Here is a 23,755-nt window from a genome sequence, read left to right as displayed (position 1 = left end):
GCCAGCGTGGTCGGCAACCAGCTGGTGTTCAACCCGGGGAGCGACTTCGATCACCTGGCGCAAGGCGTGGTCGAGCATGTGACCCTCAGCTACCAGATGCAGGATCAGTACGGGGCTCTCTCGAGTTCCACGGTGGACGTGACGATCACCGGCACCAACGATGCGCCGGTAATGACGGCAGGTGGTTCTCTGTCGTACACAGAGAACCAGGCAGCGACGGCGATCAACTCGGTGCTGACGGTCACCGATGTCGACAGTAGCAACCTAACGGGCGCTACGGTATCGATCACCAGCAACTTTGCCTCGGGCGAGGACGTACTCGGGTTCACCAACCAGAACGGCATCAGCGGCAGCTACAGCGCAAGCACCGGCGTGCTGACACTAAGCGGGACGTCGTCGGTGGCGAACTATCAAGCCGCGCTACGCTCGGTGACCTACTCCGACAGCAGCGACAACCCGTCGACGGCACCGCGCACGATTAGCTTCCAAGTGGATGACGGCTCTGCGGCTAACCACGCGAGCAACATCACAACGACGACCGTCACGGTGGCGGCAGTCAATGACGCGCCGATAGTGGACTTGAATGGTGGCGGCGCCGGCAATGACGCAACGGCGAACTATCCAACAGGCATCTCGCAGTTGTTGATTACGCCGTCGGCGACGGTCACCGATGTCGACTCGCCGAACCTGTCGTCAATGACTGTTACGTTGACGAACGCTGTGGACAGCACCAATGCGAACGTCAGGGAAATACTCTCCCTGAACGCGCCGGCATCGACCGCTGCTACGGGTTTGACGGTGACCGGTGTTGCCAGTGGTGCAAACAATGGGATCTATACACTGACGATCACTGGCTCGGCTAGCCAGGCCACCTACCAGACTATCCTCAAAGGCGTTCAGTACACCGACACCAAGACCGGAAGCCACAGCACTACCGACCGAATCGTGAACGTGGTGATCAACGATGGAGCGGCAAATAGCCTCTTGCACACCGTCACAACCCATGTGACAGCTCCGGCTGGCGTAGCCGGCGAGGCTATCAATCTGGCACTGACCGATCCCACGCCCGACACCTCCGACGTCATTACCTACACGGTGAGCGGGGTTCCGATAAACTGGGTGCTGAGTGCCGGAACCAACAACGGTGACGGCAGTTGGACGATACAGACCAGCGACCCTTCCGCACTGACGGTCATGACGCCATCCACCTATGCCGGTGCGATGGAGCTCACAGTAACCTACGGATGGACCAACGCGGACGGCAGCACAAGCAGTTATATCGTTTCCGACAACGTCGAAGCCTACGCCCCCGGCTCGCCGATCTTCGCCTTGTCTACCGACGACAACCTGACCGGCTCGTCCGGTGCCGACACCTTCATCTTCGCCCATCCGATCGACAACAACGTCATCCACAGCTTCGATGCGGCGGCAGACAAGATCGACTTGATCGGCTTCGCGGGCGTCACCGGCTTTGCTGACTTGAGTATCGCTAACGACGCACACGGTAATGCGCTGGTCAGCATAGGCTCCGGCCAGACGATCACCCTGAAAGGTGTCGATGCGGCGGGCTTGAGTGAAGCGAATTTCCAGTTCGATGTGGACCCGCTCACCACCAATACCGGCACCATCAGCATCGCCAACGGGGCGATCATGCCGTTCGGTGGCAGCATCCATAACAGCGGCACCATCGAGCTCGGCTCCACCGGCAGCGAAACCAACCTGGAAATCCTCTTCCGTGGCGCGACCTTGACCGGTGGCGGCCAAGTGCTGCTATCCGACAGCGCGCACAACGTGATTTTCGGTGGCAGCGCCGACACCGTGCTGACCAATTCCGATAACCACATTTCCGGCGCCGGCCAGTTGGGTGCCGGGCAGATGGTGCTGGTCAATGCGGGTTTAATCCAGGCCGACGGGCTGAACAGCCTGGTGCTCGACACTGGTACCCACACCATAGTCAACAGCGGCGTGCTGGAATCCACGGGCGCGGGTGGCATGACGGTGGCCAGCGCAATCGATAACTCCGGCCACTTGTGGGCCAATGGTGGCGACCTGCGCCTGCTGGCCGACGTGACCGGCAACGGCAGCGCCACCATCGACGGCGATGCCAGCCTGACCTTCGCCGGCACTGCCCACGCGTCCGTCGCCTTCCACGGCGAAGGTGCGGGCACGCTGATCGTGGAGCACGCCGCGGATGCCGACTCGCTGGTTGGCATTCTCGGACTCGAAAGCAATGACTCGCTGATGTTCGGCGATCTCGCCTTCGGCGCCAACACCCAGCTCAGCTACAGCGCCAACGCCCTTGGCTCCGGCGGCCTGCTGACGGTGGACGACGGCGTACACCGGGCCGAGGTGAACCTGCTGGGGCACTACTCGGTGGCCGACTTCCAGGTCACCGCCGGCGGCGAGGCCGGTACCTTGGTCGATTACCACGGCGCATCCAGCGGCACACAGGTGGGCAGCATGCTCGCGGACGTGCTCAATGGCGGCGACGGCAACGACATCCTCGCGGGTCGTGGCGGGGCGGACACTCTCAGCGGTGGCGCGGGAGCCGATGTGTTCGCCTACCTCAGCCCGAATGACGGCGGCGACACCATCCTTGACTATAACTTCGCCGAAGGTGACGCGCTCGACCTCTCCGCGCTGCTCAAAGCCAACTTCGTTAGCGGCAGCAGCCAGGCGTCCGACTTCGTCCAACTGGTGAAATCCGGCAGCGACATCACCGTGAAGGTGGATACCGATGGCGCAGCCAATGGTGCGCATTTCACCGATGTGGCGGTCCTCGCCAACGCTGGCACGACTGGCGCCGATCTCGTGCGTATCTGGTTCGGGGATGCCGACCATACGCTGACGGCCTGACACGCTGGGCTGGAGCTGACCGGCGGCAAACTGTGAAGCGGGGCTGGGCCTGCCGATTCACGCAGCGCTCGAACACCAGATGCGCCGCCCGGCGCTGGCGCGTCTGTTGGGTTTTGAAGAAGCCCGCCTACCCATCGGCGCCCGCAACGCTCGCGTCGAACGGTTAGCACGCGACACTTTCGAACAACGCCACGACGGCAAAACTTGATATGACAGGGCCTGACCTGAACTGCGCAGCCGGCGCATAGCACACAGCACGACCAAAACATCACCTACATCGGCTCTGGCGGTCCGATCAATCTTCCCATCACCCCAAACACCCCCAACTCTCTGATGACTTCAAGCTCCCCTTGGGTCTCGACCATCTCGGCAATCAGCGGCAGGTCGATGCTGTTGGTCGCGCGGAAAACGGCTTCGATGAACAGGCGTTTGTCGCTCTGCTGGTCGATGGCGCGGATGTAGCTGCCGTCGATTTTCAGGTAGGCCAGACCGAGGTAACTGAGGTTGCCGATCTGGCTGAAGTTGCCGCCAAAGTGCTGCAGGCCGATCCGGTAGCCGGTGTCCTGAATGCTTTCGCACAGTTGCTGCAGTTTGTCCGGTGGTGGCAGTTGGCGCTCGTCGATTTCCAGAGTCAGCAGCGGCGCGAGATCGGGCAGGCCTTCGAGCAGGGCCAGGATTTGTTGCAGGTGTGGTGCATCAAGCAGGGTGCTCCCGGAAAGACTTAACGCCAGCGGCCAAGGGTGTTCGGCGAGGTAGTCCAGGGTGTGTTCGAGCATTGCCAGGTCGAAACGCGCCGACCAGCCCAAACGCTCGATCCATGGCAGGAAATGCCCGGCGGCAATTGCTTCGCCCTGCGGGTCGAGCAAGCGGGCCAGTACCTTGTGATGCAGCACCTGGCTGGTATCGGCACACTGCACCACCGGTTGGAAGTACAGCTGCATTTTGTCGTAGCTGAGGGCATCGTCGATCCAGTTACGCCAATCGTGCTGAGTCTGCCCGGGCGCGCCATCGAAACTTGCCAGATGCACCCAGGGCCGTTCCGGATGTTGTCGGGCTTGGGCCAGCGCCTGATCGAGATGCAGCAACACCGTGCTTACGGAGTCGCCCGGTTGATAAGCGACGATACCCAGGTGTGCAACTGGCATGCAGTCGCTGGAGCCGGTGAGGCGCAGGTTTTCCAGGGTCGCACTGATCTCGCCGGCCAGGCGTGCAGCGTCTTTGCTGTCCAGACCGGGGGCTAACAGGCTGAATTCGCCGCCACGGTTGCGCGCCGCCAGCCAGTGGCGGCGATCTGCTTGCTGGATCATGCGTTTGAGCAAGTCACCGATCAGTCTGATCAAGGCGTCGGCGCGTTGGCCACCCAGACGTTGGTTCAGGCCGGTCAAATCGTTGACTCGTAACATCAACAGGTGACCATCGCTGCTCTGTTCGGTGACCAGTAGCTGTTCGGCGAGTTGTTCATCCAGCAGGCGCCGGTTGGCCAGCCCGGTGAGGCTGTCCTGAAAGGACTCGGCCCATAATTTTTCACTGCGTGCGGCTTCTTCGGCAAACAGGCCTTTGAGTTTTTCAACCATCTGATTCATGGCCAGCACCACGCGCTTGAGCTCCGACGTGCGGGGGAGTTTCGGCAAACTGAGGAACTCGCGTTTACTGATGGCTTCGGCCTGCTTGACCATGCTGTCGAGCGGACGCAATTGCCGGCGCAGCAGCCAGCCGCCGAACACTGTGCTGAGCAACCCGCACAGCAGCAACCAGACCAGGCTGCCGAGGGTACTGTCCCAGAGCCTGGCCAGGGCGAACTGTGGATTGCTCTGTACTTCGACCCGTGCGGCCTGCTCCCAGCCGCGCATGATCAGCGCGTCGCCTCCTTGAGGATGCAAGTCCACCAGATGCACGAACCAGTCGGGTATGTCCTCGGCAACGGTCGGTGTACTGCGCTCCACCAGCACTTTTTCATTCTCGATGGTCACCACCCGGATGCTGGAGAAGTAACCGCTATCGAAGATCGAACTGACCATCAGTTCAATCATTGCCGGATCGTCGAGTTGCGTGGTCAACGATAGCCCCAGCGCCGTGGCGGCATCCTGGGCGTGGGAGCGTAACTGGCTGAGCATTTGCTCACGCGAGGTCTCCAGGCTGACAAAAAAACTGCCGCTCAACGCCACCAGCAGGAACAGGCAGATGGCGAGAAACAACTGTTTGAGTAGCGACATGAAGCGCTCCTTGTTGGCGGCGTTAGCCTTCACCCACGACAAAACCTTCGGCATTGAAGGTGTACACCGAAAGCGGGTCTTCGCGTTGTGAGGCTGGACGGGCCGAGGGGCCATAGTGTTGCTCAGCGGTTTGCAGGAACAGCGCAAAATCCCGGTTTGCCCGGACATTGCCTCGGCCGGTCAGCAAAAAAACCGACACAACCGGCCATCCGCCGAGCCGAAGTCGGAGCGTTGACCATCCTGGACTACGCGGACGACGGGACATGTCTGGCTGCTCAAGTGCAGATTTCTGAAGTCTAGGCGGTGTTTTATGAAAGATCAGGCAGATTGTCGGTCGATGTGAGAATGGTTTGTGGCGAAAAAAGAGCGCAGCCGGAAACGCTCGAGTATCAAGACCTGTTCAGGGTTTTCTGCCGAAGGATATAAACCGTCACCAATACCGCGCTGGTCAGCATGAAGCCACGGGCCCAAGGCAGGGGGACGAGCACGCAGGACAGGCCAATGCTCGCCCACATCAGGCCGATGGCGTAAACCTTGCCCTTGAGCGGGATGCCGTTGCCGTCGAGGTAGTCGCGGATCCATGGGCCAAGCCGTGGATGCTCAACCAGCCATTGATAGAAGCGCGGCGAACTGCGGGCGAAACAGGCGGCCGCCAGCAGCAGAAAGGGGGTGGTGGGCAACACGGGCAGGAAAATCCCGATCACCCCCAAAGCGACGCTCAGCCAGCCGATGGCCAGCAGAACGTAACGCAGTATCAGGGGGCGATTGCCTATGGAGTTGGCCGCCATAGGCCGCAACTCAGTGGTGACGAGGCTTGAGAATGGCCGGTTTTTCGTCCGGTGCGTTGCACAGCAGGTACAACGCGGTCAGGGCTTCAGGGATCTGTACGATCATGTCGTCCATCAGGTTGGCATCGCTGGCGATATCGGAGAACTCAGGCTGTTCGTCGAACAGGCCGGAGCCGACCATGATCGGCAGGAGCATTTCACTGACTTCGTCCTCGGCGGTTTCGAACCAGGCCGCTTCGCGCAGGAACACGCCTTCCATGAAGCCGATGCACCAACCGCGCAGGTCAGAGTCGTCCGGATCGTCGCCGAGATCGAGGTCACACGGCAGCTCGAATTCTTCATCGGAGGCCAGCTGACGGGCGATGTGCGCCTTGAGCAGCAGCAGGGTAGCTTCGATCTCCTCACGCTGGGCGGCGTCGCGGTAATGCGGCTCTTCGGCGAACAGAGCGTCGATCCACTCACGGTCGGGAACGATCTCGGAGCAGATCGATAGCGCAGTCATGTAACCGTGGGCGGCCACATAGTCCAGCGCCTCGTCATGCAGCTCGTCGGCGTCGAGGAAGGCTTGCAGGCGGGTTAGTTGCTCAGCGAAGGACATTGAAGGGCTACCTTGGGGGAAATATACGATGCTGAATTCTAGGCCTTCTTGAGCGCTCAGGCCAGTCGCAGGGCCGATTGCCTGCATTCAAAACACGCCTTAACGCGGTCCGTAGCAGCTGGCGAAGCCTGCGTTCGACCGTGTAGTGGTCGTAAACCCTGGCGACTTGGTCCGCCTGAAGCGCCCTACAGCCCGATTTTGCGACGGCTTCGCCGCCGAAAGCAGGCTTCGCCAGCTGCTACGAGGAAGGGGGCAAGCCTGATCGGGCGGCTATTCGTCACTGGCGCCCTTTGCCCTGGACCGCTCGGGTATACTGCCGCGTTTTGTAATGCCCTGCAGGTGTTGCGACGGATCAGGAAAAGTCCGCTTACGGATTTGTCCGTGAAGACCGTGACGTTTTCATCCAGCCTGCGCGCAGGGATATTCGGCGATATTTGGAGTTTTTCATGCTCGAACAGGCTCAGCGCGTCCTCAAGGACATCTTCGGCTACGACAGTTTTCGTGGCCGTCAGGGTGCGATCATTGAGCGCGTGGCCAGTGGCGGCGATGCTCTGGTGCTGATGCCTACCGGCGGTGGCAAGTCGTTGTGTTTTCAGGTCCCGGCGCTGCTGCGTGAAGGTCTGGCGGTGGTGGTGTCGCCGTTGATCGCACTGATGGACGATCAGGTCGCGACCCTGGAAGAGCTGGGCGTTGCCGCAGCCGCCTTGAACTCGACCCTGAGCGCCGAGCAGCAGCGCGATCTGGCGGCGCGAATCAAACGTGGCGAAGTGAAGATGCTCTATCTCGCGCCCGAGCGCCTGGTACAGCCGCGGATGCTGGCGTTCCTGCAGAACCTGGACATCGCCCTGTTCGCCATCGACGAAGCGCACTGCGTCTCTCAATGGGGCCATGACTTCCGTCCGGAATACCTGCAACTGGGGCAGTTGGCGGAATTGTTCCCCAATGTGCCGCGCATCGCCCTGACCGCTACCGCCGACAAGCGTACTCGCGAAGAAATCGTCAATCGCCTGTATCTGCAGGACGCCGAACGTTTTTTATCGAGTTTCGACCGACCGAACATTTTCTACCGCATCGTGCCCAAGGAGCAGCCGCGCAAGCAGTTGTTGGCGTTCCTGTCCGAGCGCCGTAGCGATGCGGGCATTGTCTACTGCCTGTCGCGCAAAAAAGTCGACGAAGTCGCTGCGTTCCTGTGCGAGCAAGGCTTTCCGGCCCTGGGGTATCACGCCGGGTTACCCAACGAGATGCGTGCCTTCAACCAGAAGCGCTTCCTCAATGAGGAAGGCCTGATCATGGTTGCCACCATCGCCTTCGGTATGGGCATCGACAAGCCGAACGTGCGTTTTGTTGCGCACCTCGACTTGCCCAAGTCCCTGGAGGCCTATTACCAGGAAACCGGTCGCGCCGGTCGCGACGGTTTACCCGCAGACGCCTGGATGGCCTACGGCCTGCAAGACGTGCTGATGCTCAAGCAGATGCTGCAAAACTCCGAAGGCGATGAGCGCCACAAGCGTCTGGAACAGCACAAGCTCGACGCCATGCTGGCACTCTGTGAAGAAACCCGTTGCCGGCGCCAGACCCTGCTGGCGTATTTCGACGAAGACATGCCGCAACCGTGCGGCCACTGCGATAACTGCGTTGACGGTGTCCAGACCTGGGACGCCACCGAGCCGGCGCGTCAGGCGCTCTCGGCGATCTACCGCACCGGCCAGCGTTATGGCGTCGGGCATCTGGTGGACGTGCTGCTGGGCAAAGACAACGACAAGGTACGCAGCTTCGGTCATCAACATCTTTCGGTGTTTGGTGTAGGCAAGGCGCGGACCGAGGGCGAATGGCGCTCTCTGTTCCGACAGCTGGTGGCTCGAGGTCTGGCGGACATCGATCTGGAAGGCTACGGCGGCCTTCGCTTGAGCGACAGTTGCCGGCCGTTGCTCAAGGGCGAAGTCACACTGGAGTTGCGCCGCGATCTCAAACCGCAGACGACCGCGAAAAGCAGTACCAGCCAGGCCAGCCAACTGGTGCGTGGTGAAGAGCGCGAGCAGTGGGAAGCGTTGCGGGCCCTGCGGCGCAAACTGGCCGAAGAACATGGCGTGCCACCGTACGTCATTTTTCCCGATTCAACGTTGCTGGAAATGCTCCGCAGCCAGCCGGGCTCCTTGTCGGAAATGGCCAGGGTCAGCGGCGTCGGTGCGCGCAAACTGGAACGTTACGGCGAGGCGTTCCTTGAAGTGTTGGGCGGTCAGGCCGAGGCGCCGAAAGTGGTCGCCGATATCCGTCACGAGCTGATCACCCTGGCCCGCGCCGGCATGACGCCGATGCAGATCGCCGGTCAATTGCAGTGCTCGGAAAAGAACGTCTACACCTTGCTCGCCGAGGCCATTGGCAAGCAGCAGCTATCGCTTGAGCAGGCGCTGGATCTGCCGGAGGACTTGCTGGGTGAAATACAGGACGCGTTCCTTGACGGCGAGGGCGAGCTACCGCCTGCCGCAGAGGTGATCGAGCTGTTTGCCGGGCGCGTTCCCGAAGGCGTTCTGTACTGCGTGCGTGCGGCCTTGCAGTCGGAATTCGAGATTTGAGTGGTCTGGTTTATAGATGTAACGATTCAGTACATAGCATGTCTTGCCTCGGGGCAGGGGGCATGCTTAGCTGACTAATAATTAGTTTCGCCCTATTTCAGTCTAATCATGAGTTTTTTATGCCGTTAACCGATCAACACCGTTTTGGCATGCAGTTGGCGCAGATGTCTCGAGGCTGGCGTGCCGAACTGGATCGCCGTCTGGCCGGGCTTGGCTTGTCCCAGGCCCGTTGGCTGGTGCTGCTGCATCTCGCCCGTTTTGACGAGGCGCCGACTCAACGTGAGTTGGCCCAAAGCGTGGGCGTCGAGGGTCCAACCCTGGCGCGGTTGCTCGACAGTCTGGAAACTCAGGGGCTGGTGCAGCGACAATCGGTTGCTGAAGACCGCCGGGCGAAAAAGATTGTCCTTTGTGCTTCGGCCCGGCCATTGATCGAGCAAATTGAAACCATCGCCACCGCGTTGCGCCACGAGCTTTTCGTCGGTGTCGACGAAGAAGAATTGCGCGTGTGCATGCGGGTTCACGGGCGCATTCTGGCCAATCTGGAAAAATCTTGAGGTATTACAACCCCGCAGACTTTTGAGATTCAGTGCTTGGCGGACTATAAGAGATAGCCGTGTTTGTGCAGGACGCATGAACGCCCGCAGGTTGGTTTCGGTTATCCAAAGGATGCTCATGCTCGAGAGTTTGCAGTCCGCATTGCGCTGTTCAGTCAGATTGAACTCATCTGAAAAAAAGCCCCGCTTTTTCAACATCCGCTCGCTGTTAGCAGCGTGCGGTGCCTTGTGTTACTCGGCATTGGCCCCGGCGCTGGGGTTGGGCGATATCACGCTGCATTCGGCGTTGAACCAACCGCTCAATGCCGAGATTGCGCTGGTGGAGCCGGGTGATCTGGTTGAAGGCCAATTGTCCGTGAGCCTGGCGACGGCCGAAGAGTTCAGCCGCGCCGGGATCGAGCGGGAGTTCTTCCTCAATGACTTGAGTTTCAGCCTGATCCTGCACGGCAACCGCAGCGCGATTCGGGTGGTTTCGAGCAAACCGGTCAACGAGCCTTTCCTGAACTTTCTGGTACAAGTGAATCAGCCCAATGGGCGTTTGCTGCGTGAATACACCCTGCTGATCGACCCACCGGGCTCACCGGGGATCGTACCCTGGAGTGCGTTCGGGCAAGGGGCACCCGCGACATCTCCGTCACCTGCTTCGCTCTCCCGGCAAGTGGCTGCGCTCGGGCCACCGACAGCGGTGCAGCCGAAGTCGCCCGAACCCGCAGACGACACTCAATCAACCGCCGTGGCACCGTCTCAGGAGTCGCCTGCATTCACTTCCGGGCAGTTGGCCGAGGTCAAAAGGCTCTCCGCCAGTCCTGCCGCGCCGCCGGCAGCAAGCCTGCCACTGGTTGCTCCGCAGACCGAAGAGTCCGGCGGACCGAACGTGTGGGTGATGACGGGGTTGGTGGTGCTGTCAGCTCTGTTAATGCTGGCATTGCGGGTTCGCCGTCAGCGGCATCAAGCTCAAGTAACCCCTGAGCCGTTGCCCATACAGCCCGTGGCCCGTGAGTCACTCGCTAGCCAAATGGCCCCTCACGTGCCGGAAAAAGCGGACCATGAAACGAACTCCGTGGCTACGGTGCAGAAAACCGTGGCACCACACCCTGCGTGCGCTGAAGCGTCCGTTGTCATCGAGGGGGGCAGTCTTTACGTTGCTGCCAGTGCTGAGTCCGAAGCCAAAGCATCGGGCAGCCCGGCACTGGATGAGTTCCGGCTGAACCTGGACGACCTGTCGATGGACGCGGACCGGGATTTGATCAGCCCGTTTGAAGCCGCGCCGCCGTCTCTCGACAAACCAGCCGCCGATACGTCGCCCGACTTCGCCCCAAGCCCCCTGCAAGACATCGAACTGTTGCCAATAACTTGCACATCTCGGGACGAGCGTTAAAGGCGGTTATTATAACGACGCCATCGAGTTCAGGAGTTCGCCTCACCATGACTGCCAGTAAACCGGAAATCATCATCACCTACTGCACGCAATGCCAATGGCTGTTGCGCGCCGCCTGGCTGGCCCAGGAACTGCTCAGTACCTTTAGCGACGATCTGGGTAAAGTCTCCCTTGCACCTGGCACGGGCGGAATTTTCCACATCACCTGCAATGGCGTTCAAATCTGGGAGCGCAAGGCTGACGGTGGTTTTCCCGAGGCCAAAGTACTCAAGCAGCGGGTTCGCGATCAGATCGATCCGGAGCGCGATCTCGGGCATAACGAGCGAACTCAGTGAGACGCTGCTTCAGCCACCACTGTTTTTTTGTTTGAGCCGCTTGAGACGCTGCTGGAAACCACGATGGCGACAATGATCAAGGCGCCGCCTATGAGCATGCGCAGGGTCGGGTTTTCACCAAACAACAGCCAGGCAACAGTGATGCCATAGACCGGTTCCAGAGCAAACACCACGGCAGCCGTGCGCGCTTTGATCACCGCGAGGCTGGCGACGAACAGGCTGTGGGCGACGCCGGTGCAGAACACCCCGAGCAGACCGATCCACAGCCAGTCAATGGCGCGAACCTCGGTCAGCCCTGGCGCAGCCACCGGCAGCAGGCACAGGGCGACCACCACGTTCTGGCACAGCGCGGCCTGCACCGCCGGGATTCGCCCCGAACTGGCGCGGTTAGTCAGCGATAGCAGGGCGAACAACAACCCCGAACCCATCGCCCAGAGCAGCCCGCTGGTAGCCTCACTGGCGAGGTCGAAGTCCGGGGTCACCAGGACCAGGCCGACACTCACCAGCACCACCAGCAGGATTTCATTGGCGCGAATCCGCTCGCGGAAAATCAGCCCTTCAAGGATCACGGTAAACGCCGGGAAACTGGCAAAACCCAGGGTCGCAATTGCCACACCGGCCACTTTCACCGCGATAAAGAAGCTCACCCAGTGCCCCGCCAGCAACAGGCCGCTGAGCAGAAGACGACGCCAGTCGGCAGCCTCAAGTTTCTGCCAGCGAGTGTTGCTGGCAAAACGGGCAAAAAAAGCCAGCGCGATCACCGCAAATGCGGCACGGCCAAAGACGATAATCGCAGGCGTGGCGGCGGCGAGTTTGCCGAACACGCCGGTCAGGCCGAACATCAGTGCGCCGATATGCAGGGCGCCAAGGGCGGTACGCGGAGTCATTGCAATCCTTGATAAACGTGTTGAGCGGGGACAATAGCGCGATGCTGTCCCTACATTGAACCTCGCTACTCTCACGTTTGTCTGTCGCGATCCTCGCGCCTTTTATCGCAGGCCTAGCGTTCGACAGCCTGGCGGCGCAATTTGCCGGGCGAGGCACCGAACTCACGCATCACCGCCGCAGCGAACGCGCTCTGGGAGCTGTAGCCGACTTTGTTGGCGACTTCGCCGATCGGCAATCCGGACTCGCGCAACAGCCGCACGGCGATGTACAGGCGGCGACTACGGATGTAGTCCATGGGCGTCTGGCCGCATTCGGCGATAAATCGTGCGTGCAGGCGTGCGCTGGAGAGGCCGGCAACGCGGGCCAGGTCCGCGACTTGCAACGGGTACGCGGCGTATTGATCGATATGTGCGTTCAACGCGGCATAAGGCAAGCGTCGACCGCCGACGCTGTTCGGCGCGGCGTTATTGAGGCTGGCCAGTAACAGAACGGCACCTTGCTGAGCAATCAATGGGTCATTCACCGAGCTGCCAGCCAGCCAGCTGACCAATTGGCTTTGCCCGGCATTCAATGGCAGCCGAGCGGGGGTGTCGAGCAAGCGGCGGCTGGCATCGGCGTGCTCGCCCAGAGATTGCGTCACCCAGTGATCGCTTGGCACGTCCAGCACCAGACAGCGGCTGCCATTCGCACTGCCACAGGTGTGATGGGCATCCGAGGGGACCACCACGAAGCTCTGCTGAACCACCTGGCTGCCGCGGCCATCGACCTCGAAGTCGAGCTGGCCCGACAGGCCGAACACCAATTGGGCGTGTTCATGGCTATGGACAATCAAGTCGTGGGTGTATTGGCGTAGCGTGAGGATCGGTCTCATCGCAGTCTCCTTGGCAGACCGGCAGTTTACACCGTCACTGCCCGGGCTTTCGCTGTCATCGGACTGCCGTATTAGTGTCATGGGCTATTAATCGCTCTGGCGCAAGCTCGCAAAAAATACCGGAGAGGTTGTCCATGACCAGCGCTGAGCTCGCCAAACCCAGTCGTAAGCAACGCGTGCGCACATTGTGGATTTCCGATGTACATCTCGGTACCCGGGATTGTCAGGCGGAACATTTGTCGCAGTTTCTCAAGAGCTACCATGCGGACCGGGTTTACCTGGTCGGTGACATTATCGATGGCTGGAAGCTGCGCAGCGGCATGTACTGGCCCCAGGCACACACCAATGTCATTCGCCGGTTGCTGACCATGAGTAAACGCGGTACCGAAGTGATCTACGTCACCGGTAACCATGATGAGTTCCTGCGGCGTTATTCGAAACTGATCCTGGGCAATATCCAGTTGGTGGACGAGGCCGTGCATGTCACCGCAGATGGCCGGCAATTGTTGGTGATCCACGGCGATCAGTTCGACGTGATTACCCGTTATCACCGCTGGTTGGCGTTTCTGGGCGACTCGGCCTATGAGTTCACCCTGACCCTCAACCGCTGGCTTAATCACTGGCGTGCACGGTATGGCTACGGCTATTGGTCGTTGTCGGCGTACCTCAAGCACAAGGTCAAAACCGCGGTCAGTTTTATCAGTGACTTTGAAGAAGCCATCGCCCATGAATGCACCAAGCGGGGCCTGCACGGCGTGGTTTGCGGGCATATTCACCACGCTGAAATCCGCAAGGTCGGCGAGGTGGAATACCTCAATTGCGGAGATTGGGTGGAGTCATGCACCGCGTTGATCGAGCACTGGGATGGCTCGATCGAGCTGTATCGGTTGGCCGACGCCCAGGCTCGAGAAGCGCAGCTCAAGGCCGGGTTGGTGAAGGTGGTGGAGCCAGGTTAGGACACAAGGAATATGTTGCCTGGCCTGGCGTCATCGCAAGCTTGCTCAGGGGGTCACGCCGGTGCGTGCTGTTTCATCGCCGCCTTGTAGATCGAGTTCTTCGGATGGGCAAACAAGCGCTCCAGCATCGGTTCGAAGAAGCTTAGGGGCAGGGTGTCGTAAGTCGGGTCGAAGGCTGCAGCGTCGTACTTGGCGCAGAACTCGATGGTTCGCCGGTATTGTGGATGTTCGCTGAATTGCTCACGCAAATGTCGATCCATGCCCAGGTAATGGAAGAAGTAATAACCCTGGAAAATACCGTGTTTCTCCACCATCCACAGGTTTTCGGCGCTGACAAAGGGCTTGAGGATCGCCGCAGCGATGTCCGGGTGATTGTAGGACCCCAGGGTGTCGCCAATATCGTGGAGCAGGGCACAGACCACATATTCTTCGTCACGACCATCACGCCAGGCACGGCTGGCGGTTTGCAGTGAGTGGGTCAGACGATCTACCGGGAAGCCGCCAAAGTCGCCTTCAAGCAACTTGAGATGCGCAACGATTCGCGTCGGCAGCTGCCTGGCATAGGTACTGAAGTCTGCGGCGATGATCGCCCAGTCATCCTGCGTGCCATCTCGCATATGGGTGAAGCGGGCGTTGGCATTCATTGACGATTCTCTTAATGTTTTCGAAAGGATGTCTTTTCAGTGTATGCATTGGATCCAATCCTGCACTGGCTGCACGGGACGGCTTAATGACCCGGTGAGCCTAAAATGGCACTTTGCCAAGGATCATGTCGCGGTACATGACAAAGTCGCCGAGCAGGCTGTAGAGCGGATGCTGGAAAGTCGCAGGGCGGTTTTTTTCAAAGAAGAAGTGGCCAACCCAGGCGAAGCTGTAACCGGCCAGGGGAAGCACCCACAACAGTAGCCAGGCACTTTTGCCAATGGCAAAGGCCAGAATGAGAATGACCAGGCTGGTGCCGATGAAGTGCAGCCGGCGGCAAGTGCTGTTTCGGTGCTCACTTAAATAGTAGGGGTAGAACTGGGCAAAGCTGTTGAAGCGTTTGATGTTTCCCACGACTGCGATCTCTGTGGTTATTGTGCTGATGGCCAGATGTCCTACGGGGAGTTTATTTGAGTCTAGAGTGATCAGTGGTAACAGCCAGTGACAATAGGCGCCACTTTAGTATCCTTCTGAAATCAGCCGTGGGATGCGGCTCATCATGCAAGTAAACGCCATGAGCGAAAGAACGACTTCTGCAAGCTGGGCGATGGGGATTGTCGAAGCGCTGGAGATGGACGGTCTGGATTGCCGTGTATTGTTCAAGCAATTGGGGCTCGACTACGCGGCTCTGGACGACCCGGATGCGCGATTCCCTCAGGACTCCATGACGCGGCTTTGGCAGCGAGCCGTGGAGCTGTCCGGCAATCCGGCGATCGGCTTGAACATGGGCAAGGTGGTACGCCCGGCATCCTTTCACGTGGCCGGTTACGCCTTGATGTCCAGTAGGACCCTGGCCGAAGGCTTTCAGCGGTTGGTGCGTTATCAACGGATAATCGCCGAAAGCGCTGACTTGAGCTTTCGTCTTCTGCCCGAAGGCTATGCGCTGATTCTGACCGTGCATGGCGATCATCTGCCGCCGACCCGGCAAAGTGCCGAGGCCTCGCTGGCCTGTGCGCTGGCATTATGTGGCTGGCTGACCGGGCGCACCTTGCAGCCGCGCCAGGTGTTGGTCGAAGGCGATCAGCCAGCCAATATCGAACCCTACAAACAAGCCTTCCACGCGCCGTTGGTGTTTAACGCGCCGTACGATGCGCTGATTTTCGAGCGGGCGGACATGGAAGCACCGCTACCGACGGCCAATGAGGCGATGGCTCTGCTGCATGACCGGTTTGCCGGTGAGTATCTGGCGCGGTTCTCTGAAAGTCGGGTCACGCACAAGGCGCGGCAGGTGTTGTGCCGCCTGTTGCCCCAGGGCGAGCCCAAGCGTGAAGCGGTCGCGCAGACCCTGCACTTGTCTCAGCGCACTCTGCAACGGCGTTTACAAGAAGAGGGCACCAGTTTCCAGACACTGCTTGACGACACCCGTCGCGAGCTGGCTGAGCAGTATCTCGCGCAGCCAGCCATGACCCTGCTGGAAATCGCCTATCTGCTGGGTTTCGCCGACCCGAGTAACTTCTTCCGGGCCTTTCGTCGCTGGTTCGATGTCACGCCCGGTGAATACCGGGTGCGGCTGCTGGAGGCACCGGCGTTGCTCAATGACGCCAAAACGCCGGAATACACAGCACGAACACGGTGATGATTTCCAGTCGACCAAGCAGCATGCCGAGCGAAAGAATCCATTTGGCGGCATCCGGCAGCGTGGCGAAATTGCCGGCCGGGCCGATGGTCTCACCCAGCCCCGGGCCAACGCCGGAGACGGTGCTGGCCGCGCCGGTCAGGGCGGTCATCCAGTCCACGCCCAGCAGCGACAGCGCCAGGGCGATCACGCAGATGGTGATGGCGAAGAAGAACGAGAACATCAGAATCGAGCGGACGATTTCTTCGTCGAGACGATGACCGTTGTACTTCTGTTTGATCACTGCCCGCGGGTGAATCAACTGATTAAGGTTGGCCTTGAGCAGGATGTAGGCGACCTGAAAACGGAAGATCTTGATCCCGCCGGCGGTCGAGCCGGAGCAACCGCCGACAAACCCCAGATAGAAAAACAGCATCAGTGAGAAGTTGCCCCACAGGCTGTAGTCGCCCAGGGCAAACCCGGTGGTGGTGACCACCGAGGTGACGTTCAGCGCCACATGCCGCAAGGCGTCCAGCCAGTGCAGGTTGGTGGTCCACCAGTACCAGGTGCCCAGCACCAGCCAGGTCACGAGTAACATCCCGAGCAAGCCTTGAACCTGCTGGTCCTTGATCAACGCCCGGCGATTGCCGCGCAAGGTCGCAACGTAGAGGGTAAAAGGCAGGCTGCCGAGGATCATGATCACCACCGCGACCCAATGCACCGCCGGTTGGGTCCACTTGGCCAGGGATTGGTCGGAGGTCGAAAAACCGCCGGTGGAAATCGCTGACATGGCATGGTTGATGGCGTCGAACGGGCTCATCCCGGCCAACCAGAACGCCAGGCTGCCAAGGATGGTGATGCCGACGTAGGCGCCGACGATCAGTCGGGCCACCATGTGCGAGCGCGGCATGACCTTTTGCGAGCGGTCCGAGGACTCGGTCTGGAACAACCGCATGCCACCGATGCGCAGCAACGGCAGAATCGCCACCGCCATACCGATAAAGCCGATCCCGCCGAGCCAGTGAAGCAGCGAGCGCCAGATCAGAATGCCGGGAGACATGGTGTCCAGGCCGCTGAGCACGGTGGAACCGGTGGCAGTGATGCCGGACATACTCTCGAAAAACGAGTCGGTGTAACTGATGTGTTGGGTCAGCAGGAACGGCAGCGCGGCGAAGACGCAGACCACCACCCAGCTGGTTACGGTGAGCAGGTACATGTCCCGCGGGCGCAGGTGAATGTGCTCTGGACGTCCGGGAATCACCAGCGCAAGGCCTGCGATAAAGGTGATCATGCTGGCCCAGAGGAACGATGGAAGATCGCTGGTGCGTTCGAAAATCAGCAGGGTCGCCATCGGTACGACCATGCTGATGGCCAGGGTAATCAGGAAGATGCCGATAATGAAACCGATAATCCGTAAGGTCGGCAACGCCATGAGGTCCGCTCGGGCTGATAAGGGAAGGGCGCCATTCTACCTGCGGGGCAGGGCATGTAAACGGGCATCCCCAGGACCGCCGTTGCGACCGTCACCAAACGTCTGCAGACCTTGGGCAGTTACCGCTAGAATGGCCGGACATTTTTCTCAGGAGGTAGCCGATGCAGGCTCTCGACGTTTTGCTCAACCGTGTTTCCGTGCCGCGTTTGCTCGACCCGGCGCCCACTGCGGCGCAACGCGAAGTCCTGTTTGGCGCTGCGTCGCGCGCCCCGGATCACGGCCAACTACGGCCATGGCGCTTTCTGACGGTCGAAGGCGCGGCACGCGAGCAATTGGGCGAGTTGCTGGTCGAAGCGGCGCAGTTGCAAGGTGGTGACGTGACCCAGGCTGCGTTGGACAAGGCCCGCGCCATGCCGATGCGCGCGCCGTTGGTGGTGGTGGTCATTGCGCGATTGCAGGATCACTTCAAGGTACCGAAGTCCGAGCAATTGCTGGCCGCCGGCTGTGCCGCCCACGGTATTTTGCTGGCCGCCTATGCCCAAGGCATCGGCGCGGTGTGGCGTACCGGTGAATTGTCCTATTCGCCCCATGTTGCCAAAGGCCTGGGGTTGGCCGAGGGCGAAGAGGTGATTGCCTTCCTGTACCTCGGTACACCGCAGAATGAGCCGCGTACGGCGCCGAAGGTAGACCTCACCGAGTTTGTCAGCGCCTGGTCGGCCAGGACCTGATGATCGTTCCCACGCTCCCGCGTGGGAATGCCTCATTGGACGCTCTGCGTCCATTCTGTGACGCAGAGCGTCACGGGCTGCATTCCCACGCGGAGCGTGGGAACGATCATCTATCATCTACGCGACGGTCCCGGGCACCAACGGCAAATCCAGGCTGGCAATGAATCCGCCTTCCGGGTGATTGGCCAGGATCAAATTACCGCCATGTCGTTCCGCCGCCCGGCGGGCGATCGCCAGCCCGAGGCCATGCCCCGGAGCAGTCTGGCCGGGCGCTCGGTAGAACGGTTCACCCAATTGGCTCAGATGTTCAGCGTCAACGCCCGGCCCATGGTCGCGCACGCTGATGACAATCCTTTCCCCCCGCCGTAACGCCAGCATTTCAATCGGCTGCCCTGCCGGATTGAAGCGCTGGGCGTTACGCAGCAGGTTATCCACGGCGCGTTCGATCATCGTTGGCCAACCCTTGAGACTCAGCTGTGATTCCATCTCAATCCTCACGTTTTGCTCGGCTGAGTTGAGAAAGGCGTCTTTTTGCAGGTTGTTCAGCAGCCCATTGAGATCAATCTCTTCAGCACTGGCGTTGTCGGCATCCACCCGTGCCAGCACCAGAATTTCACTGATCAAGGCTTCCAGGCGATCACACTCGCGGGTCAGCCGTGGCCAGAGTTTTTCTCGTTCTTCAGGGGTGGCGCGCTCTGCCAATGCCAGGGCGATACGCAGTCGGGCCAGTGGGGAACGGAGTTCGTGGGAGACATCGCGAAGCAATTGCCGCTGGCTGCCGATCAGGCTTTGCAGGCGTGCGCCCATGCGGTTGAAGTCGTTGGCCAGCACGCCGAACTCATCACGACGATTGGCCAGTTTCGCCAGGCTGTTTTGTTGATAGGTGGTCTGGCCAAGGTCGTGCACCGCGCCGCGCAAACGGCTAAGGGGGCGGGTGATGGAGAGAGTGACCAGCAGACTGAATAAGGTCAGCACCACCAATGCGATACCCAAGGCGCTGAGTGGCCAAAGCAGGCTCTCACGGTGCCAGGCATTCAGTTCGGGGTGCGGAATACGGTAGATCAGCAGGTAGGTATCACCGGTTTTCGGGCTGGTGTATTCGACGGTCAGTCGGCGCCACGGCAGGCGTCGGTCATCATTGTTTTGCCGTGCTTCGAAGGCGGCCGCGCGACGTGGAAAGGTGCCATGCACCACCGGGTCGCCACTTTCATTGAGCACCTGGACATCGATGTGATACTGGCGCTTGCGTTGCTCAAGAATATCCTGCGCAGCCTCTTCGCCTTGGGTCTCAAAGGTCTGTGTCCAGTCTTCGGCCAGGGTATTGAGGCCGGGGTGGCGGCTGAGGATCCAGGCGTCCTGATTCAACATGTGCCCGAGCAGGATCGAAAGCCCTGCAACCAGGGCGATAGCCAGCCAAAAGCTGGCTAGGATGCGCCAGAACAATGAACGCACGGGAAGTCCTCAACAAAGAAAGCCCAACGGCGTGAACCGTTGGGCTGGAAATGAGCGCTAACGCATTATTGCGCTTTTTTCGCTTGTTGCGCTTTCCAGGCCTGGAATTCGGCCCATTCAGCGCGACGCTCGGCCTGCTTTTTCTGAATCTCGTCGAATTGCTTCTGCTGATCAGGTTTCAGCAGCCCGCGAACCTCGGCTTCGGCCTTCTTGTGTCTGGCAGCCATTTCGTCTTTCAAGGCTTTCTGATCGGCTGGCGAGAGTTTTTCCAGGTAGGTTTCGATCAGGTGCTGACGCTCACGCATCTGTTCGCCCATGATTTTGCCAATCTGATGACGCTGTTCGCGACTCAGGTCCAGTTGACTGTACGGACCTTTGCCGTGCATGTGCTCGCTGTAGCGCGGGCCGTCCATTGGACCCATCGGGCCCGAGCCTTCTGGCATGGCCATGGCAACGGTCGGCAGGGCAGCCGCGAACATCAGAGCGATAAGGGTCTTGCGCATCGTGTATCTCCTGTTTCGATTCCGGTGAGTCCGGATGTGTGCAGATTACGGAGATCAAGGTCAGCGGCGGTCAGCGGAGCGTAAAGCTTGGGTAAAGATGTTTTTGGACGGACCTGACAAATCCAGTACTTTGCCGATTTCTTCCTGACGAAGCATGACCTATGTAGCAGCTGCCGAAGGCTGCGTTCGGCTGCGAAGCAGTCGTGATCCGGACAACTCGGGCACCCTGAAAGACCGAGCTGTTTGCTTTTACGACTGCTGTGCAGCCGAACGCAGCCTCGCGGGCTCGGCAGCTGCTACAGGAAATGGTGTCGGGCTTACAGGCTGTAGTAGTAGCCGCGGCTGCGCAGGGCAACGATGCGTGGACGACCATCAGGGTGTGGTCCGATCTTTTTGCGCAGGTTGCTGACGTGCATGTCCAGGCTGCGGTCATACAGCGTCAGTTTGCGTCCCAGAGCGATCTGCGCCAGTTCCTGTTTGTCCAGCGGCTCGCCCGGTTGCTTGAGCAGCGCTTCAAGCAAGCGACTCTCGGAGATGGTCAGGGTGAATTCCTGCTCATCGATACTGACTACGCCACGGACCGGGCTGAAACACAGGTCACCCAGCTCGAGCTGGCTGGACACCGCCGTCGGATGGCTGCGACGCAGCACGGCGCGCAAACGGGCGGTCAACTCCCGTGGATCGCAGGGTTTGGCCAGGTAATCGTCAGCGCCCAATTCCAGACCGAGGATGCGGTCCAGCGGCTCGCCGCGGGCCGAGAGCATCAGCACCGGCAAATCCGGATGATCGTTGCGCAGTTGCTTGAGCAGCTCCAGACCGCTGCCGTCAGGCAGCATCACGTCCAGCACCACGGCGGCTGGCGCGGCTTGGGCCAAGGCGCGGCGAGCGCTCAGGCCATCGTGGCAGGCATGCACCTGAAAGCCTTCCTGGCTCAGCCAACTGGTCAGGAGCTCACACAGCTCCTGGTCATCATCTATCAGTAACAGGTCGCTCATGACTCACTCAATTTAGCCATTGCCGACGTTGTCTACGTCCGCCACTGGCGAAGATACCGCAGAGCAGGGCCAATAGCGCTACCCCGGCACCGGTGACGAACCACCGCTGCTGATCGGTCAGCAGGTGCGGTACCGAGCTGGCCTGGGTTTCCTTGAGTTGCAGCTTGAGGCGCTGGTTCTCTTGGTGCAGACGGGTCAGCTGGGCGCTCTCGCGTTCGGCATCGGCACTTTGCAATTGTTTGTTCAGCTCATCGCGCTGGCGTTCGCTTTCTTTCAAACGCTGCTGCAACTCGGTGATCTGACTGCCGGCGCTCAGGGACAGAGGCGTTGAATTGCCCGAATCAGAGCGTTCTTCGGCATGGGCAGGGACCCCGATCGATAACATGACCAACAGCAGACACAACGGACCTTGGCGCATCGGAACTCCTGATTCCAATCGAGTGTTAGGCAAGTTGTCGGCCGTTAAACGAGAATAATGAGCGATTGAGCGCGCGATGAACCGACAGGATTCACCGCGCAAGGGACACTTTACGGCAGGACTTGCTTGAATGGCTTGACCAGAACACTGGCGTAGACGCCTGCCGCGATGTACGGATCGGCATCGGCCCAGGCTTGGGCGGCCGTCAGCGAGTCGAACTGGGCGACGATCAGGCTGCCGGTAAAACCTGCAGCGCCCGGATCATTACTGTCGACGGCCGGGTGCGGACCTGCCAGCACCACGCGACCTTCGGCCTGCAGCTGTTGCAGCCGCTCCAGATGCGCGGGGCGTGCAGCCAGGCGATTTTCCAGGGAATTGGCGACGTCTGTAGCAATAATTGCGTAAAGCATGTCAGTCCTCGGTTTTTGGAGTGGTGGTGTCGGCGTCATGCAGGTGGCGGGACAGGTAGATACCCTGGCCGACCAGGAACAGCAGAGTCATGCCTAGGCTGCCGAAGACTTTGAAGTCGACCCAGTAGCTCTGGAAGGTAAAGGCCACGAACAGGTTGGCACCGCCACAGAACAGGAAAAACGCGATCCAGGCAATGTTCAGGCGGGTCCAGACCGGGTCCGGCAAGGACAGCGCGTGGCCCATGATGCGTTTGATCAGCAGTCGGTCACCAATGAAATGGCTACCGGCAAAAGCCACGGCGAATAGCCAGTTGACCACCGGGGCTTTCCACTTGAGGAAGGTTTCGCTGTGGAAGGCGAGGGTCAGGCTGCCGAAGACCAGGCAGGCGATCAACGTCAGCCATTGGCTTTTTTCCAGCTTGCGCTGGGAAACGAACAACGTGCCGTAAACCACCAGTGAACTGATGATCAGCATCGCGGTGGCGCTGTAAATACCGCCTACAGTCAGCTCATGGCCGGCGATGTCGACGACCCGAGGATCGATTTTGTAGACGATGAAAAACAGGAACAGCGGGATGAAGTCGATGAATTGTTTCACAGTGGCAGCCAGAAGCAGGATGTGGCGGCATAATAACAAACATCTTAGGCCGCGAAAGCGCCAGCTGATTTGAGGTTACAGAGTCCTGTGAATGTTGATTTGCACTGCCATAGCACGGCCTCCGATGGCGCCCTGGCGCCTGCGGCACTGGTTGCGCGTGCCTTCGAGAGAGGCGTGCGAGTCCTGGCCTTGACCGACCATGACACCCTCGAAGGCCTGGAAGAGGCCCGCAGTGCAGCGGTTGCGCTGGGTATGCAACTGATCAACGGTGTCGAACTGTCCTGTACCTGGGGCGGTGCGACCATTCATGTATTGGGCTATGGTTTCGACATTAATGCCCCGGCTTTGGTCGAGGCCATCGGCAAGTTGCACCACGGTCGCTGGCTAAGGTCCGAAGAAATCAGCCGCAAACTTGCGCTCAAAGGCATGCCGGGAGCGCTGGAAGGTGCCCGGGCGGTTCAGCAGGAGTTGGGGGACAGCGGCAATGCACCCGCTCGGCCGCACTTCGCTGATTACCTGGTACGTGCCGGTTTCGTGAAGGACCGCGCCGAGGCATTTCGCAAATGGTTGGGCGCCGGCAAGCTGGGGGACGTCAAGCAGCATTGGCCGACCCTGGAGGAAACCGTCGAGACGCTGCGTGCGGCGGGCGCCTGGGTCAGCCTGGCACATCCTTGGCACTACGATTTCACTCGCAGCAAACGTCGTCGCCTGATTGCCGACTATATTCAAGCGGGTGGCCACGCGATTGAGGTAGTCAATGGCCATCAGCCCGCCGAGCAGGTGGGCAGCCTGGCTATTCTGGCTCGTGAATTTGGGCTGCTGGTCAGCGCCGGCAGTGATTTCCATGGACCTGGAGGCTGGTCCGAGATTGGCGAATACCGTCCGCTCCCGGAGGATCTGCCGCCGCTTTGGTGTCGGTTCAAACATGACCCAATTATTGCCGCCGTCTGAA

The 23,755-nt window shown here is 60.1% G+C and carries 25 protein-coding genes; 10 read left to right on the top strand and 15 right to left on the bottom strand.

Annotated features, from left to right (window positions below; translation table 11 throughout):
• Together AC07VR_RS19660 and AC07VR_RS19655 are read left to right on the top strand one after the other, a co-directional pair.
• On the top strand, positions 1-2,856 hold a 2,856-nt coding region (locus AC07VR_RS19660; RefSeq protein ID WP_495012249.1), incomplete at its 5' end, for a beta strand repeat-containing protein.
• Between the two features lie 79 nt (positions 2,857-2,935).
• A complete protein-coding gene (locus tag AC07VR_RS19655; protein ID WP_494994289.1) occupies positions 2,936-3,064 on the top strand; it encodes a hypothetical protein in 129 nt (42 codons plus the stop codon).
• 64 nt (positions 3,065-3,128) lie between these two features.
• Here AC07VR_RS19655 and lapD read toward each other — a convergent pair whose 3' ends face one another.
• The 4 genes from lapD to AC07VR_RS19635 all read right to left on the bottom strand — a co-directional run bounded on the left by lapD (position 3,129) and on the right by AC07VR_RS19635 (position 6,455).
• A complete protein-coding gene (gene lapD, locus AC07VR_RS19650; protein ID WP_495012248.1) occupies positions 3,129-5,069 on the bottom strand; it encodes a cyclic di-GMP receptor LapD in 1,941 nt (646 codons plus the stop codon).
• A gap of 22 nt (positions 5,070-5,091) precedes the next feature.
• On the bottom strand, positions 5,092-5,268 hold the full coding sequence (locus AC07VR_RS19645; RefSeq protein ID WP_495012247.1) for a hypothetical protein: 177 nt from the start codon (positions 5,266-5,268) through the stop codon (positions 5,092-5,094).
• 190 nt (positions 5,269-5,458) lie between these two features.
• Positions 5,459-5,857: a YbaN family protein gene (locus AC07VR_RS19640; RefSeq protein ID WP_494994286.1), complete on the bottom strand. Its 399-nt coding sequence runs from the start codon at positions 5,855-5,857 to the stop codon at positions 5,459-5,461.
• 10 nt (positions 5,858-5,867) lie between these two features.
• A complete protein-coding gene (locus AC07VR_RS19635; protein WP_494994285.1) occupies positions 5,868-6,455 on the bottom strand; it encodes a UPF0149 family protein in 588 nt (195 codons plus the stop codon).
• 446 nt (positions 6,456-6,901) lie between these two features.
• Between AC07VR_RS19635 and recQ the strand changes: the two genes are divergently transcribed.
• The 4 genes from recQ to AC07VR_RS19615 all read left to right on the top strand — a co-directional run bounded on the left by recQ (position 6,902) and on the right by AC07VR_RS19615 (position 11,295).
• Positions 6,902-9,028, top strand: coding sequence for a DNA helicase RecQ (recQ, locus tag AC07VR_RS19630; protein ID WP_495012246.1), 2,127 nt, complete (start codon positions 6,902-6,904; stop codon positions 9,026-9,028).
• 119 nt (positions 9,029-9,147) lie between these two features.
• Positions 9,148-9,582: a MarR family transcriptional regulator gene (locus AC07VR_RS19625; protein ID WP_494994283.1), complete on the top strand. Its 435-nt coding sequence runs from the start codon at positions 9,148-9,150 to the stop codon at positions 9,580-9,582.
• A gap of 259 nt (positions 9,583-9,841) precedes the next feature.
• Positions 9,842-10,960: a type IV pilus assembly protein FimV gene (locus AC07VR_RS19620; RefSeq protein WP_495012245.1), complete on the top strand. Its 1,119-nt coding sequence runs from the start codon at positions 9,842-9,844 to the stop codon at positions 10,958-10,960.
• A gap of 47 nt (positions 10,961-11,007) precedes the next feature.
• Complete coding sequence (locus AC07VR_RS19615) at positions 11,008-11,295, top strand: Rdx family protein (RefSeq protein WP_494994281.1); 288 nt, start codon at positions 11,008-11,010, stop codon at positions 11,293-11,295.
• Here the strand turns inward: AC07VR_RS19615 and AC07VR_RS19610 are convergent.
• A complete protein-coding gene (locus tag AC07VR_RS19610; protein ID WP_495012244.1) occupies positions 11,289-12,182 on the bottom strand; it encodes a DMT family transporter in 894 nt (297 codons plus the stop codon). The two genes, AC07VR_RS19615 and AC07VR_RS19610, sit on opposite strands and share 7 nt — an antisense overlap.
• A gap of 113 nt (positions 12,183-12,295) precedes the next feature.
• Positions 12,296-13,054 (bottom strand): helix-turn-helix transcriptional regulator, encoded by a 759-nt coding sequence (locus AC07VR_RS19605; protein WP_495012243.1) that lies wholly within the window; start codon positions 13,052-13,054, stop codon positions 12,296-12,298.
• Between the two features lie 134 nt (positions 13,055-13,188).
• Between AC07VR_RS19605 and AC07VR_RS19600 the strand changes: the two genes are divergently transcribed.
• Positions 13,189-14,010 (top strand): UDP-2,3-diacylglucosamine diphosphatase, encoded by an 822-nt coding sequence (locus AC07VR_RS19600; protein WP_494994278.1) that lies wholly within the window; start codon positions 13,189-13,191, stop codon positions 14,008-14,010.
• A gap of 53 nt (positions 14,011-14,063) precedes the next feature.
• On the opposite strand, the gene AC07VR_RS19595 is transcribed toward AC07VR_RS19600, so the two are convergent.
• Entirely contained in the window at positions 14,064-14,654 is a 591-nt protein-coding gene (locus tag AC07VR_RS19595) for an HD domain-containing protein (RefSeq protein ID WP_495012242.1), read from the bottom strand.
• Between the two features lie 100 nt (positions 14,655-14,754).
• Positions 14,755-15,066 (bottom strand): Mpo1-like protein, encoded by a 312-nt coding sequence (locus tag AC07VR_RS19590; RefSeq protein ID WP_494994276.1) that lies wholly within the window; start codon positions 15,064-15,066, stop codon positions 14,755-14,757.
• A gap of 160 nt (positions 15,067-15,226) precedes the next feature.
• Between AC07VR_RS19590 and AC07VR_RS19585 the strand changes: the two genes are divergently transcribed.
• The gene (locus AC07VR_RS19585; protein ID WP_494994275.1) at positions 15,227-16,288 is read left to right on the top strand and encodes an AraC family transcriptional regulator; all 1,062 of its coding nucleotides are present in this window, start codon (positions 15,227-15,229) and stop codon (positions 16,286-16,288) included.
• Here the strand turns inward: AC07VR_RS19585 and AC07VR_RS19580 are convergent.
• The gene (locus tag AC07VR_RS19580; protein ID WP_494994274.1) at positions 16,245-17,699 is read right to left on the bottom strand and encodes a TrkH family potassium uptake protein; all 1,455 of its coding nucleotides are present in this window, start codon (positions 17,697-17,699) and stop codon (positions 16,245-16,247) included. The genes AC07VR_RS19585 and AC07VR_RS19580 overlap by 44 nt on opposite strands.
• Before the next feature lie 161 nt (positions 17,700-17,860).
• On the opposite strand from AC07VR_RS19580, the gene AC07VR_RS19575 reads away from it, so the two are divergent.
• The gene (locus AC07VR_RS19575; RefSeq protein ID WP_495012241.1) at positions 17,861-18,427 is read left to right on the top strand and encodes a nitroreductase family protein; all 567 of its coding nucleotides are present in this window, start codon (positions 17,861-17,863) and stop codon (positions 18,425-18,427) included.
• 117 nt (positions 18,428-18,544) lie between these two features.
• On the opposite strand, the gene AC07VR_RS19570 is transcribed toward AC07VR_RS19575, so the two are convergent.
• From AC07VR_RS19570 to AC07VR_RS19545, 6 genes are all read right to left on the bottom strand, one after another.
• Positions 18,545-19,879: a sensor histidine kinase gene (locus tag AC07VR_RS19570; RefSeq protein ID WP_495012240.1), complete on the bottom strand. Its 1,335-nt coding sequence runs from the start codon at positions 19,877-19,879 to the stop codon at positions 18,545-18,547.
• 65 nt (positions 19,880-19,944) lie between these two features.
• Complete coding sequence (locus AC07VR_RS19565) at positions 19,945-20,382, bottom strand: LTXXQ domain protein (RefSeq protein WP_495012239.1); 438 nt, start codon at positions 20,380-20,382, stop codon at positions 19,945-19,947.
• Positions 20,383-20,699: 317 nt separating this feature from the next.
• On the bottom strand, positions 20,700-21,377 hold the full coding sequence (locus AC07VR_RS19560; protein WP_494994270.1) for a response regulator transcription factor: 678 nt from the start codon (positions 21,375-21,377) through the stop codon (positions 20,700-20,702).
• 7 nt (positions 21,378-21,384) lie between these two features.
• Positions 21,385-21,795, bottom strand: coding sequence for an SH3 domain-containing protein (locus tag AC07VR_RS19555; RefSeq protein WP_494994269.1), 411 nt, complete (start codon positions 21,793-21,795; stop codon positions 21,385-21,387).
• 110 nt (positions 21,796-21,905) lie between these two features.
• A complete protein-coding gene (locus AC07VR_RS19550) occupies positions 21,906-22,205 on the bottom strand; it encodes a YciI family protein (protein WP_495012238.1) in 300 nt (99 codons plus the stop codon).
• Position 22,206: 1 nt separating this feature from the next.
• On the bottom strand, positions 22,207-22,803 hold the full coding sequence (locus tag AC07VR_RS19545) for a septation protein A (RefSeq protein WP_494994267.1): 597 nt from the start codon (positions 22,801-22,803) through the stop codon (positions 22,207-22,209).
• 87 nt (positions 22,804-22,890) lie between these two features.
• On the opposite strand from AC07VR_RS19545, the gene AC07VR_RS19540 reads away from it, so the two are divergent.
• Positions 22,891-23,754, top strand: coding sequence for a PHP domain-containing protein (locus AC07VR_RS19540; protein ID WP_494994266.1), 864 nt, complete (start codon positions 22,891-22,893; stop codon positions 23,752-23,754).
• The last annotated feature ends 1 nt before the right edge of the window (position 23,755 follow it).

It is taken from the genome of Pseudomonas sp. GW821-FHT02H09 (assembly GCF_059421425.1).
The sequence above is the reverse complement of the archived record's forward strand: the minus strand, read 5'-3'. Positions and strand labels throughout refer to the sequence as shown.

Excerpts from the sequence above, each read along its gene's own strand:
- AC07VR_RS19655 (WP_494994289.1), top strand. The coding sequence starts at position 2,936 with ATGCGCCGCCCGGCGCTGGCGCGTCTGTTGGGTTTTGAAGAAGCCCGC.
- AC07VR_RS19595 (WP_495012242.1), bottom strand. The coding sequence starts at position 14,654 with ATGAATGCCAACGCCCGCTTCACCCATATGCGAGATGGCACGCAGGAT.
- AC07VR_RS19555 (WP_494994269.1), bottom strand. The coding sequence starts at position 21,795 with ATGCGCCAAGGTCCGTTGTGTCTGCTGTTGGTCATGTTATCGATCGGG.
- AC07VR_RS19610 (WP_495012244.1), bottom strand. The coding sequence starts at position 12,182 with ATGACTCCGCGTACCGCCCTTGGCGCCCTGCATATCGGCGCACTGATG.
- AC07VR_RS19605 (WP_495012243.1), bottom strand. The coding sequence starts at position 13,054 with ATGAGACCGATCCTCACGCTACGCCAATACACCCACGACTTGATTGTC.
- AC07VR_RS19615 (WP_494994281.1), top strand. The coding sequence starts at position 11,008 with ATGACTGCCAGTAAACCGGAAATCATCATCACCTACTGCACGCAATGC.
- AC07VR_RS19580 (WP_494994274.1), bottom strand. The coding sequence starts at position 17,699 with ATGGCGTTGCCGACCTTACGGATTATCGGTTTCATTATCGGCATCTTC.
- AC07VR_RS19600 (WP_494994278.1), top strand. The coding sequence starts at position 13,189 with ATGACCAGCGCTGAGCTCGCCAAACCCAGTCGTAAGCAACGCGTGCGC.
- AC07VR_RS19635 (WP_494994285.1), bottom strand. The coding sequence starts at position 6,455 with ATGTCCTTCGCTGAGCAACTAACCCGCCTGCAAGCCTTCCTCGACGCC.
- AC07VR_RS19640 (WP_494994286.1), bottom strand. The coding sequence starts at position 5,857 with ATGGCGGCCAACTCCATAGGCAATCGCCCCCTGATACTGCGTTACGTT.
- AC07VR_RS19625 (WP_494994283.1), top strand. The coding sequence starts at position 9,148 with ATGCCGTTAACCGATCAACACCGTTTTGGCATGCAGTTGGCGCAGATG.
- AC07VR_RS19575 (WP_495012241.1), top strand. The coding sequence starts at position 17,861 with ATGCAGGCTCTCGACGTTTTGCTCAACCGTGTTTCCGTGCCGCGTTTG.
- lapD (WP_495012248.1), bottom strand. The coding sequence starts at position 5,069 with ATGTCGCTACTCAAACAGTTGTTTCTCGCCATCTGCCTGTTCCTGCTG.
- AC07VR_RS19560 (WP_494994270.1), bottom strand. The coding sequence starts at position 21,377 with ATGAGCGACCTGTTACTGATAGATGATGACCAGGAGCTGTGTGAGCTC.
- AC07VR_RS19585 (WP_494994275.1), top strand. The coding sequence starts at position 15,227 with ATGAGCGAAAGAACGACTTCTGCAAGCTGGGCGATGGGGATTGTCGAA.
- recQ (WP_495012246.1), top strand. The coding sequence starts at position 6,902 with ATGCTCGAACAGGCTCAGCGCGTCCTCAAGGACATCTTCGGCTACGAC.
- AC07VR_RS19550 (WP_495012238.1), bottom strand. The coding sequence starts at position 22,205 with ATGCTTTACGCAATTATTGCTACAGACGTCGCCAATTCCCTGGAAAAT.
- AC07VR_RS19565 (WP_495012239.1), bottom strand. The coding sequence starts at position 20,382 with ATGCGCAAGACCCTTATCGCTCTGATGTTCGCGGCTGCCCTGCCGACC.